Raw genomic sequence first — 12,435 nt, 5'->3', positions numbered from 1 at the left:
GTCTGTTTATTTTAATATCGGTCCCCCTTTTGCCAAATTACCATCAGGAAGCAGCAGCTGGCTTTACTTCAGTAGTATCCTTTGCTGTTGTCGGGACCTGATATCCTCCAAAATCAAGAATAGCTTTGGGAAATTCTTTCTTTAAGACCTGCTCTTCCTGCTTATTTACCGCCGACTGATACAAATAAATCTGTTGAATTTCCTTTAAGCCTTTCAGTGTAAGTAAACCTTTTCCAGTTATTTTCGTACCGGTTAGATTTAAGTACTGCAAGGTATTTATACTTTTCAACTGCATCAGTCCCTGATCTGTAATCCGTGTTTGCGTTAAATTGATGCGGACCAGATTTTTAAATCCTGCGACAATTTCCATTCCTTTATCGCCAAGATCTGTGTTGGCCAGATTCAGCCAGATCAATTGATCGTTCAAAGATTTCAAAAGTTTTAATGAATTGGCCGAGGGCTTGGCGGTCACAAAGCTCACCGATAAATAATTGCTGTTGCCCGTTACCGGAATCACCACCACGCCTGCCGCTTTCAAATCTGCAATCACTTTAGCATCCGCTTTGCCTACCTCTTTTACAGGTATTTCAGCAACCTTATCCGCTTCCTTTTTTGCACCAGTCTGAAAGCTCAGCAATACTGGTTTAATTTTTTCCGTCTGTTTCAAGTCCTGCACTTTTTTATTCAGGTCAGCCCCCTCTTTGATCCACCACTCCAACAACGCAAGTTCCTGCGCAGAAAGCTGTGGTTTCTCTTTTGGAGGCATATGATCTTCATTACTGATGGGCAGCAGCAACCTTTTAATCAGTGCACTTTCTTCGGGACTCCCCGGAATCAGGGCTTTCCCCTCTTCACCACCTTTCAGCATAAATTCCTTGCTATCCAGACGAAGTTTCCCTTTCTGTTTTTCAGCGCCATGGCAACTGTAACAACGATTCTTCAACAATGGCTGTACCATATGGGTATACACCATCGCCTGCTGAACATTAACAACCGGGGGAATCGCTGCAGCTCCTTTGTCTGGACCATCCGCCAATGCGGCAGTAAGGTAATCAGAGCCATGTGTTAAAGAGCCCCCATAATGCCCTGTTAAAGTGATCAGCATCAGCAATCCCGCAGCGGTCACATTTAAGATTAGCTCCCGAACAGCTTTCTGAATCATCAGGTAGGAAACCAGGGAAAAAGCAGCAGTGCCAATCCCAAGCCACTGGTGAATACCAACAAGGTCTGTATCATAATCACCGCTCTGCGACAAAAGATAACCGCTGATGCAAGCGCCTAGCGCTCCAAGGAAACCAAGAAGATAAGTCAATGGAATTGCAGGTCTTAATCCTAAAAATTTAGGGTACCTGCTAATCAGCTGAAACAAGCAGCCCAACATTAAAATTCCTATTGGAAGGTGTACCAATATAGGGTGAAACCTCCCGATCAGGTTTGATATAGATAAAAGCATCATTCCGGCCTAAAATTATTGATAACGTTTACGCAACAGGTTCATCATATGTACATTTATTGCCCACTGATCGGCCACAGGCTGATGGGTATAAGGCAAAGTCGGCATGTAATCAGGCGGGCCGAATTCTGTTAAGATCGTCATTCGTTCTCCGTTTTTCTTTTTACGGGCGATGACTTTATCCCACCAGCCCAAATGCGCTTTTAATGCCTGCTCCCATTCCGGCGCCCTTGGATCATTTACCTGAGGCCCCTGAGGATGTCCAACCCTGGAATGAATATGAGAAACCCGTTCCAGTGCCAGGTCAATGGTCTCCTGCTGATCCGCCAATAGGCTTTCATGTACATTGCACCAGTGAGAAATATCCAGAGTGAGGCGCAGTTCCGGATTTCGCTCGATAAACTGACGGGTTACGGGTGCGGAGTATAACATCCGTCCGCGATGAGTTTCATGGTAAACCGGGATTCCGCTTTCCCGGGATTTTTTAGTCGTATAATCAATCAAAGCTTTATTTTCCTCGTAAGTAAAATAGTCCTTTCCTGAATGACAGTTGATGTATAGCGGTTTTTGAATACTATTTAGTGCCGCATCCAGGTTTTTCATAAATGTTTCCAGGTGAGGCTTTGCTTTGGGCTGACCAGCACCACAAAGAAAACCAACCTGCAGCTGATGCTTTTTTAAAGCATCGTATAAGGATTGCTGAGCTTTAGGATTGTCTACCGCCCACCACAATTCAATCCCTTCATATCCTTCTTTTTTCGCGGCTGCGCAAAATTCATCTATCGTACCGTTAAAACCCCAGTCGGTCGCCATAAACAGCAATTCATAGCCAGCCGCGGCTTTAATGCCAATTGTTTCCTGCGCAACCAAGTCCGTTAACGGCACAAATAGTCCCGCAGCAGTGGCGGTGGCAGTAGTTTTAATAAAATTCCTTCGGTTTTGGTGCATTGGTTTGGGTGGTTGTTTGGTTAATTTTAAATTAGGCAACGATATCCTGAATCACTTTTCCCGAGACATCCGTTAATCGGAATGGCCTGCCCTGGAAAGGATAGGTAAATTGCTCATGATTAAATCCTAGCTGGTTAAGTATGGTGGCTTGAATATCAAAAGGATCGACTTTTCCACTTACTGCACTATATCCGATTTCATCGGTCTCGCCATGCGTAAAGCCTTTCTTGATTCCTCCGCCAGCCATCCACATCGTGAATGCTTCGGTATGGTGATCTCTTCCATTATAGGGATTCTGAATTCCATTTCTGTTCTCCATCATTGGTGTACGGCCAAACTCGCCACCCCAAACGACCAGGGTTTCATCTAGCAATCCTCTTTGTTTCAGGTCCAGCAACAATGCTGTGATGGGTTTATCGGTACTTCTGCATTTATTCTTCAGGCCGATATTGAGTGAATTATTCGGGCCATCGCCATGCGCATCCCAGCCCCAGTCGAAAAGCTGAACGAAGCGTACTCCTTTTTCGACCAATTTGCGGGCAAGCAGTACATTGTTGGCAAAAGAAGATTTCCCTGGTTGTGTGCCATACATTTCATGAATATAAGCAGGCTCATCATTAATGTTCATCACTTCCGGTGCAGAGATTTGCATCCGGTAAGCCATTTCATATTGTGAGATCCTGGAAAGAATTTCCGGATCGTTATAATTTGCATACTCCAGTTCATTGGAAGCATTAATCGCATCAATTGACGCTTTACGTAAATCGCGGCTCATGCCATGAGGATCTTTGATAAACAACACCGGATCGCCTTCACTGCGGCATTGCACCCCCTGATAAACAGAAGGTAAAAATCCACTTCCCCAAATGCTCTTTCCCGCATCCGGAAAACTTCCTCCGCTGGTGAGCACCACATAACCCGGCAAGTTTTGATTTTCGGTCCCCAATCCATAGGTTGCCCAGCTTCCGATACTTGGTCTGCCCAAACGAGGACTCCCCGTATGAATCAGCAGCTGTGCCGGCGCATGGTTAAACTGGTCGGTACTCACTGCTTTCAGAAAACTCACTTCATCAACCATCGTCGAAAAATGAGGCATATTGTCGCTCACCCAGGCACGGCTCTGTCCGTGTTGTGCAAATTGGGCCTGTGCGCCCAGCATTTTAGGAACACCGGTGATAAACGCAAACTTTTTTCCTGCCAGAAGCGAAGGCGGACAGTCCTGTCCATCCATTTTCATCAGTTCCGGCTTATAGTCAAAAAGCTCCAGTTGAGAGGGCGCTCCCGCCATATGCAGATAGATTACGCTTTTCGCTTTTCCAAAGTACGGCGGCGATTTCGGCAATAAAGGATGCGCGGGATCATATAAAACCGGATTATTCGTTTTAGCGCCAAAGTTACAGCTTCCCAATAGGGAGCCCATTGCAATAGCACCAAGGCCCATCGCGCTTTCTTTTAGAAAATGTCGGCGGGTAAAAGACCTCAATTCTGTTTCCTTTGCTTCTTTTACGAGGCGGTGTGCATTTAATTCATCTCTTGTCATGACGTTGATTAATTTTTGGTCACTACTTCATCCAGGTTGAGCATGGCATTGGCGACAATCACCAATGCGGCTTTTTCCGGATTTTTATCTTTATCTCCTGCCCCAAGGATCTCTCCTATCTTTGCAGGATTCTTTTTATAATCATTGAAGGCCTGCAAATACAGTTTATCCAGAATCTGAAGTTTAGGCGCGGCAATAGGTCTATACATTACCCATTGATACCCTTTACTGATCTTTTGCCCGATATCTTTACCGCCTTCCAGCTCCATCCGCTTTGCAAAATGACGGGCCATTTCTATGTAAGCCTCATCATTCAGCGTCACTAATGCCTGTAATGGTGTATTGGTACGGATTCTTCTCGGGCTGCAAACCACACGCTGTGCCCCATCAAATGCAATCATTGAAGGATAAGGGGCTGATCTTTTCCAATAGGTATAAATCGCCCTGCGGTACTGGTCTTCGCCTTTGGAATTTTCCCATTTCGCACCATTGTAAGGCGAGTTCCAGATTCCCTCAGGTTGCCATGGCATCACCCCATGTCCGTACATTTTGGTGCTCAACACGCCACTTGCCATTAAATGCTGGTCTCTTAACTGCTCCGCACTTAATCGGGTCCGTGGTCCTCTTGCATAATAATGGTTAAATAAATCTTTTTCTTTGACCTCTTCCGATAGTCTGGAATCCTGTCTGTAAGTCGCACTCATCACCATCTCCTTCAGCAATGCCTTCACACTCCATTTGTATTGATGCATCAGCTCCCAGGACAAATGATCCAGCAGTTCCTTATGTGTTGGCGACATTCCCTGAGTTCCCATGTCTTCCAGCGTTTCTACAATTCCGGTTCCGAACAACTGTTCCCAAAGCCGGTTGACCATCGTTCTCGAAAGCAGTGGATTTCTGGGATCAGTTAACCACATCGCCAGCCCCATTCTGTTTTTAGGTGCATTTTGAGGCATGGCATAAGCCAGTGTTTTCGGCACTCCTACCTGCACTTCTTTTCCTTTAGAGATCCATGCGCCCCTTTCAAACACATAACTTTTTCGTTGGCGATTGGCTGGATTTTCTACCATCACCGGAATAGAAGAAGGATTTGAATTCAACAAGGTCCAGAAAGCCGCTTTATTTTCCGCATATCCGGGTTTAGTTTTGCCAGGAAAGGAATCAGAGAAATAGAACCAATCGAAATATACGGTAAACTGGTCCTTGTTTTTAACCGCCGGATTCTGATAACTCAGGTAAATGTCATGAACGCCCGTTTGAGGTTTGATCTCTACCGCTAAATTTTGATACTTATCTCCCGATGGAACTTTCCAGGAAGCGATTACCGGTCCGTTGGGATGATCCAGGCGCAACTGCATATTTCCTCCCGGCACATTCGAAGAATAGCGGTAAATCATTTGTTTTACCCCCTTTAAATCTACAGCAGAGATTCTGGCCTGCGCATTGTTCTTAAAAAATAAAGCGATGTTGTTATTGCCAATAACGGCATTTTTCAGGCTGTCTGTAGATGTTGAATTGATACTCGGCTGCCCTGTTTTAAGAAATTTATAAACTTCAGCAGCCTTTTCCTGTCCTGCGTTTTGCTTTAACCAGGACTTCAGGCCTGTCAGTTTTCTTTGTAAAGAATCATCATATTGTCTCAATAACGGATATTCAGATTGCAAGTCTTCATCCCTTGTATTGTTAAAATACGCCATAAACTTATAAAACTCATCATGTTTAAAAGGATCATAAGGGTGACTATGGCATTGCACACAGGCAAAGGTCGTACTCAATAAGCCTTCCCAGGTCGTATTCACGCGGTCCAATACGGCAGAAACGCGAAACTCTTCGTTGTTGGTTCCCCCTTCGTCATTGGTCATGGTGTTTCTGTGGAACGCAGTGGCGATGTATTGCTCGTCTGTAGGATTAACATAGAAATCTCCCGCGATCTGATCGGTGATAAATTGATTGTAAGGTTTGTCTTCATTGAATGCTTTGATGACCCAGTCCCGATACTTCCAAACTTCCCTGCCACCATCAGATTCATAACCTTTAGTATCTGCGTACCTGGCTACATCTAACCACATAGAAGCCCATTTCTCCCCAAAACGAGGGGAAGCCATCAGCGAGTCGACTAGTGTTTCATAAGCTTTATCGTTGTCTTTGCTATTGAGGTACTGGCGCATTACCTGAGCTGAAGGGGTCAATCCGATCAGGTCAAGGCTTACCCTTCTTAACAAAGTAGCTCTATCTGCTTCCGCTGAAGGTTTCATTTTTTTCTCTTCCAGCTTTGCATAAATAAATTTATCGATGTCGTTCTTTACCCAATCCTCCGACACATCAGGGATTTCCACTTCCTTTACCGGAAGGTAGGCCCAGTGGTCGCCCCATTTGGCGCCTTGCTTAATCCAGCGTTTGAAAAGATCTATCTCCTCTTCATTCAAAGCTTCATGCTGATAAGGCATTCTGAGTTCCGGATCTTTACTGAGTAAACGTTTGATCATTTCACTCCCATCAGGATCTCCGGGGATAATGGCAGGTTTACCGCTTTTTGTTGCCGCCAGCGCTTCTTCATGAAACAATACACTAAAGCCTCCTTGCTTTTTCACTCCCCCATGACAAGAGATACATTTTTTATTAAGAATAGGTTTGATCTGTGTATTGAAATCCACCTTATCGGAGGAAGGCATCAGAAAAGAGCCCAACACCACCACGCCTAAAATAACAAGGATTATAAGCAACTTTTTGCTACGAAATAATTTCATACCGGGAATCATACATTTGGTTAGTTCAGGTAATTTACAAATAGTTCCGGAGTTCTTTCTTTACAAATCCCCTTACAACTACTATCATTTAATTAAAAACTAAAGATAGACGAAGCCACCTTGCAAACCTTCACGTAGATTCTCCAATACTGACACTATATTGTCATCGCCAGAGGCGATACAAACGAATACTGAGTAATATTATTGATACTGCAAAGAACTGATCGAATTTAAACCCTGATGCTTAAAATATCATGCACAGCAGGTTTAATTTCTGCGAACTGAAAAGTAAAACCATTTTCCAACAAGCGCTTAGGAGAAACCCAACGGCTTTTCAAGACCAATTCAGTTTCAGTACCGATTAACCGTACCCCAATTTCTAACAACCACTGCGGACAAGGTAAGCCGAAAGGAATACCATAGGCTTTCCTCATCACCTTCATTAATTCCATATTTTTAACCGCCACCGGTGCCGTACAGTTGATGATCCCTTCCATTTTTTCTTCATCAGTCAGCCATTCCGTACAGCGGGCCACATCATGTTCATGAATCCAGGAAACATATTGCTGCCCGTCTCCCTGCTGACCTCCCAATCCAAACCTGACCAGGTTTAACAACCTTGGAAAAACACTGTCATTTCTACCGAGGACGATTCCCATCCTCAAAGCGATCTTTCTTGTTTTTGGTGTTTCACATTCAAAAAACGCCCTTTCCCATTGCTTACAAACCTCTATAGAGAATCCATATCCCAGCTCTCCATTGCTTTCGTCTTGCGCATGGTCTTCCGCATGACGATAAATGGTAGCTGAGGTCACATTGATCCAAAGTCTTGGCGGTTGAGCCATCTTGCCGATCACTTTTCCAAGCAATCTTGTCGGAATTGTTCTGGAACTGATGATTTCTGCCTGATTTTTAGGGGTATAACGGCAATTGACATTCTTACCGCAAAGGTTAACCAACAGATCGGCTCCTTCCAATGATTTTACCCAATCTCCTTCCTCTTTGCCGTCCCATACTTCTGTACGAATGTTACCATTGGCAGCCCCGGGTTTACGGCTTAGAATCAAGACCTCTTCTGCGAGTTCTTTATAATAGTCTGCGAGCACATTACCGAGGTATCCATTACCTCCTGCAAGTATTACTTTACGATATTTCATATAATTAAGCTAAAAGTATGATTAAAAGGATCATGATGCGGTAGGCTACCCAGGTGATGGTCAATGTATTTCTAAGTTTCAAAAGTCTAGTTCTCCGGATGTGTTCCAGAAACATTAATCCTGCAACCCCCATAAAATAAAGCGCATAAAAAATAGCGGGAAGGATCAGATATTGAGCCAGTAATAAGCCAGGTAGCAGCAACAAAGCACCGGCAAAAGAAATGGTCATCATGTTCCCCAGATAGGTCCAGCGTTGCGCCGGAAAAAGGAAACTGATGATGATTCCCTGAAAAACGATTTGTCCGCCACAAATCAGGTATTCCCGGTAAGCATGACCAACTGGCATCAATTCCTTCAATAATTCTACATAGGCCGTCAATATGAATCCAGTAACGAACCAGGTGAAAATAAGAAAGGCGATGCGATAAGTCCATTTTAAAGATTGCTGAATGCCAGGGTAGTCTCCATTGTAAAGCATCATGCGTGTTTTTAGCGTTTCCATATACAAATATAACAAAATTATCAAACTTTCAATAATTACTGAAAGTTTGATAATAAATAATATTCCTTTGAAATCTTTCCTATCTGTTCCAGCAGGTCTGCAAAAAGATCAGGCTCCTTTTATCATTCAAAATATTGCACAAAAACCAAACTTTTTGATATTTAGATACATATCCTTACATTTGTAAAAAAAGATCATGCTTAAGTACCAATATATCCAAATCAACAGCAGCAACCCAGTGGTTTGCCTGCACCGGATAAGCATGGACCTTCCCCTTCTATCCGGGATCTAAGGCCACTCCAGGATATTCAGCACTACCAATAATCAAAGATTTAATAGCCCTCCGGAAGTTTTAACAGCCGGAACAAAAAAAGAAAAGGATCCTTATGGACATTTTATATACCATCGAAGAGAAATATCTTGAAGCCATCGACGAACTGGAACACGGCGAGCCTCAGAAAGCACTTCACCTAATGAACGAAATTATTCAGATTGACCCGGAATATGCCAGAGCATATTACCATTTGGGAAATATCTATCAGGATAGATTCAAAAACTATCAGACTGCCGGATACTATTATAAAAAGTGTATCGGACTGGAACCGGAATTTCCGGATGTTTACCTTCCCTACCTCCGTTTGCTAAGCACTTTGGAAATGTCAAAATTAGCAGAACAGATTTTCAGTCAGGCGCTCCTTGTAAAAGGCGTATGCAAGTGCTGTATCTACGAGCAAATGGGGAACTATGCAGAGCAGGATAAACGTTGGGAAGCCGCAAATGAGCTTTATAAGCAAGCGCTGCTAAGCAGTACCGGTATCGAAGATAAGAGTGCTTTACATGACAATCTTCAACGGTTGAGAGATAAGAAACAGTTGACGCAACCTGTCATTTATAATTTCGAATAAAAAAAGCCTGCATGAGCTGGTCATGGCCGGAAGATAAATCTTCCGGCTTTTTATTTGATTGATTGCCATGCTGTAATGTCAGGCTTCCTTCCTGAATTACTTATCCTATTGCCGTAATTCCCAAACGCTTTACACAGTCTCTTCAATTATGTGGTTTTTATAGCGGTCTTAGCTGGGAGTTGCTAGGGCCTCGACCGGCCTGCAGCCCATTCAGAGGCTGCCAGAATAAGACTTAAATTTATTTTAATTTCTACAAAAGGGAAGAGCCTATATACAGCTTCTGTCTTTTCTTTGAAAAAAATTACCATACAGATATTGTTGTAACTGAAAATTAAACGTATATTCAATTACACAATTAACTTATAAATTATGGCAATCTTATCAAAAAGCGCTTTTGGTTGTCCCAATGGGAAAATCGGAAACATGGTTTACTACATGCTCAAAGGACAGCCAGTCTGCAGGCTGATCGGTGAACAAGGCGAGCCCAGCATTAAACAACTGGCCAATTATCAGGCCATGAAGGTCACAATGGTTCTTATAAAACAGATGAAGGAGTTCATTACCAACAGTTTTGAACTGGAAGCGAGGGGAACCGTAAAAAATGCACACAACCTTGCGGTCTCTTACAATAAAAAACAGGCATTGCAGGGAGAATATCCTAACATCAGCGTAGATTACAGCAAGGTGGTACTCAGTTATGGGCAACTTCCCGGAGCAAGGGATTTCAGCATCAGTAAAACGGAAACAGGATTGATCGTAAACTGGAATCCGGAAAGTTATACGGGAGGGTACGATGGTGATGACATCCTCATGATTCAGCTCTGTTTTCCCTTGATAAAAATGGGAAAATCATTACTGAATGCGTCAAGAAGAGATGCTGGCAGTGCATTTATAACCTTAGATGAGCAACGGCAGATAGATGGCCCCATAGAGGCCTATGCCTGCTTCAAATCAGCCGATGGAAAGCAGATTTCAAACAGCATCTATCTGGGAAACATAAATGGAACCCTAAAAAGTGCCGAAGAACAAGCCGCCCAGGAAAGATACATCACCATAAAAACCAGGTTTGATCAGATTGAAACCGATTATCTAACCCAGCAAAGACAGATTGCAATGGCCCAGAAGAACGAAGACAAAGCTTTTCGGAATCTGAAAGTAGAATACCTGTCTCTGAAGGAGCAATTAACGCACCTTCCAGGAGGTCCTGGTTAAAAGATTAGCATTAACTTTTTTTCTACGCCTATATTTATTCTGCAGTACCAATTTAACAGTCTTCCTTAATTTCAGCTGTAGCGTTTTTTGGGATTGTTTCGTTTATCAGTAAAACCGATAAATTATGAGAAACCTGGTACTTGCATTATTAATAGGAAGCGCATTGCTATCCTGTAAAAAAAAGACAACCGATTCAGATTGTGAGCACAAGATCTGCACTGAAGAATTTCGCTCCATAGTCCTAAAATTCGTTGATAACAAAGCGCTTGCCGCAGAAGTCAAAGACTTTACCGTAATCAACCAAAGGACCGGAGAAAAGGTTTATGCAAATTCCGCTATGGCGGCAAACCTTACAAAAGGATCATATATCGTCGTAGATGACGGAAATACGAAAAGTCTTTCTGAAGAAGGTGATGATTTAAAAATTACAGGTACATTCGAGAAAACCGGGCAGACAAAATCGGCGATCATCAAAGTAACAGGTGGGATATGTGCCTGTCACATCAACAAAGTCTCCGGACCCGAACAAATTGCTTTCGATTAAGACCGGCTGAACTTAGCCATAGGAATATCCATTATTAAAAAAGCGCCTGAATCATAGATCATGATCAGGCGCTTTGCATACCAGTTCTTTTTTATATTATTTCAATTTTCCGATCAGTTCCTTTGCCTGCCCATAGTTGTTATCCTCTGCTGGAATCTTAGACAGCCATACCAGCGCCTCTTTATCGTTCTTTTCTTTCACATAGCTGAGTCCAATGTTGTATAACGCGTCATATTTAAAAACGGAACTTCCTTCATACAGCTTTAGCAACACCTTACGTGCTTCCTGTTCCTGATTGTTCTCTATTAAACTAATCCCATAATAATAAGCAACCATTGCTCTTTCCGGATTGGACTGATAAACAGAGGCCAGTATTTTTGCGGCTCCCGAGAAGTCGCCGGTATTATAAAGTGTTGCCGCATCTTCTATCTTTTGCTCCGCGCCAGTTCCACGTTCCGCTACAGACATTTCCCTGCTGATGGCATATTTCTCATATAATCCGGCAGACCATGGCGCCCACACCAACAGTCCGATCACCAACACTGCTGCAATGCTGATCCATTTCAAATAACCATTCAAAGCGATCGTTTTTCCTTCCTTCCTGAAATATTTCCCATTCAGTTCCGTCAATGTGTTTTCCACCGCTTTATCCCGGGCATCAGGAGCGATCTTCATCTTTAAGGTCTGGTGGATATCCTTATATTCCGTCAGCAGACCCTGTAATTCAGCATCCTCCCTGAGCAGTGCCTCAAAAGCCTGTCGCTCTCCTGCTTCCATATCCCCTTCCACATACCGTGCAACATCGGTTAATTTATCCTCGTTAGCCATTATTCTTCCGTTTTAATTGATTGAACCATTTTTATCAGCGAAGCCATACACTCAGATTTCTTTTTGCGCAGGTAACCATAAGTTACGCCAAGTGCTTCTGCAACTTTTTCCTGTGCTTCTCCTTTCATGCTCCAGGAAATGATTTCCTGACAGCGTGCCCCCAGTTTTTCAAATGCGCTGTAAAATAAGTCCGATTGTCTGGCCTGATTTTCCAGCTCATCCGCCTGAGCAAAAGTATCTTCCCCGATATATAATAAATCCTCCTCTGAATTTGTTACCGGCAGAATTGATCTTTTTTTAATCTGGTTCAGCCATTTACGTTTACAAACCAATAACAAATAAGGTTCAAAAGGGCAGGTCAGTTCCAGCGATTTATATTTCCCCTGCCGGTATATGTCCATTAAAGCTTCCTGAAAGATATCCGCCGCATCATCTTCACTCCCATTATTAAAAGTGATCCATGATTTTATTTTATGCGCACAACGTTTATAGATGTCGTTAATAATGACCGCATCATTATTTACCAGTCCGACAATGAAACGTTGATCTGTATGTATGTTTTTAGCCATATAACGGATTGAATAAAAGGGATGTTCCTG

General features: G+C 43.1%; 11 protein-coding genes. 3 read left to right on the top strand and 8 right to left on the bottom strand.

Annotation, left to right across the window (positions count from 1 at the left end; all coding sequences use genetic code 11):
• Positions 1-43: 43 nt before the first annotated feature.
• The 6 genes from AAFF35_RS03735 to AAFF35_RS03710 form a co-directional block, all read right to left on the bottom strand.
• A complete protein-coding gene (locus tag AAFF35_RS03735) occupies positions 44-1,456 on the bottom strand; it encodes a c-type cytochrome domain-containing protein (RefSeq protein ID WP_342331075.1) in 1,413 nt (470 codons plus the stop codon).
• Positions 1,457-1,468: 12 nt separating this feature from the next.
• Entirely contained in the window at positions 1,469-2,401 is a 933-nt protein-coding gene (locus tag AAFF35_RS03730; protein WP_342331074.1) for a twin-arginine translocation signal domain-containing protein, read from the bottom strand.
• A 31-nt stretch (positions 2,402-2,432) separates the two neighbouring features.
• Positions 2,433-3,941: a DUF1501 domain-containing protein gene (locus AAFF35_RS03725; protein ID WP_342331073.1), complete on the bottom strand. Its 1,509-nt coding sequence runs from the start codon at positions 3,939-3,941 to the stop codon at positions 2,433-2,435.
• An 8-nt stretch (positions 3,942-3,949) separates the two neighbouring features.
• Positions 3,950-6,664 carry a DUF1553 domain-containing protein gene (locus AAFF35_RS03720; RefSeq protein WP_342331072.1) on the bottom strand — a complete coding sequence of 905 codons (2,715 nt, stop codon included), beginning with the start codon at positions 6,662-6,664 and terminating at the stop codon, positions 3,950-3,952.
• 254 nt (positions 6,665-6,918) lie between these two features.
• Positions 6,919-7,845: a TIGR01777 family oxidoreductase gene (locus tag AAFF35_RS03715; protein WP_342331071.1), complete on the bottom strand. Its 927-nt coding sequence runs from the start codon at positions 7,843-7,845 to the stop codon at positions 6,919-6,921.
• A 4-nt stretch (positions 7,846-7,849) separates the two neighbouring features.
• On the bottom strand, positions 7,850-8,347 hold the full coding sequence (locus tag AAFF35_RS03710; protein WP_342331070.1) for a hypothetical protein: 498 nt from the start codon (positions 8,345-8,347) through the stop codon (positions 7,850-7,852).
• Positions 8,348-8,733: 386 nt separating this feature from the next.
• Between AAFF35_RS03710 and AAFF35_RS03705 the strand changes: the two genes are divergently transcribed.
• The 3 genes from AAFF35_RS03705 (at position 8,734) to AAFF35_RS03695 (ending at position 11,008) form a co-directional block, all read left to right on the top strand.
• On the top strand, positions 8,734-9,252 hold the full coding sequence (locus tag AAFF35_RS03705; RefSeq protein WP_342331069.1) for a tetratricopeptide repeat protein: 519 nt from the start codon (positions 8,734-8,736) through the stop codon (positions 9,250-9,252).
• Between the two features lie 369 nt (positions 9,253-9,621).
• Entirely contained in the window at positions 9,622-10,464 is an 843-nt protein-coding gene (locus AAFF35_RS03700) for a DUF6266 family protein (protein WP_342331068.1), read from the top strand.
• Between the two features lie 124 nt (positions 10,465-10,588).
• Positions 10,589-11,008, top strand: coding sequence for a hypothetical protein (locus AAFF35_RS03695; protein WP_342331067.1), 420 nt, complete (start codon positions 10,589-10,591; stop codon positions 11,006-11,008).
• A gap of 96 nt (positions 11,009-11,104) precedes the next feature.
• Here the strand turns inward: AAFF35_RS03695 and AAFF35_RS03690 are convergent, their stop codons facing one another.
• Both AAFF35_RS03690 and AAFF35_RS03685 read right to left on the bottom strand, forming a co-directional pair.
• Complete coding sequence (locus AAFF35_RS03690; protein ID WP_342331066.1) at positions 11,105-11,836, bottom strand: tetratricopeptide repeat protein; 732 nt, start codon at positions 11,834-11,836, stop codon at positions 11,105-11,107.
• Positions 11,836-12,405, bottom strand: a complete 570-nt coding sequence (locus AAFF35_RS03685) for a sigma-70 family RNA polymerase sigma factor (protein WP_342331065.1) — start codon at positions 12,403-12,405, stop codon at positions 11,836-11,838. Before AAFF35_RS03685 ends, AAFF35_RS03690 begins: the two co-directional genes overlap by 1 nt.
• Positions 12,406-12,435 lie beyond the last annotated feature (30 nt).

The sequence above is a fragment of the Pedobacter sp. FW305-3-2-15-E-R2A2 genome (assembly GCF_038446955.1).
In the GTDB taxonomy this organism is placed as follows: domain Bacteria; phylum Bacteroidota; class Bacteroidia; order Sphingobacteriales; family Sphingobacteriaceae; genus Pedobacter.
The sequence above is the reverse complement of the archived record's forward strand: the minus strand, read 5'-3'. Positions and strand labels throughout refer to the sequence as shown.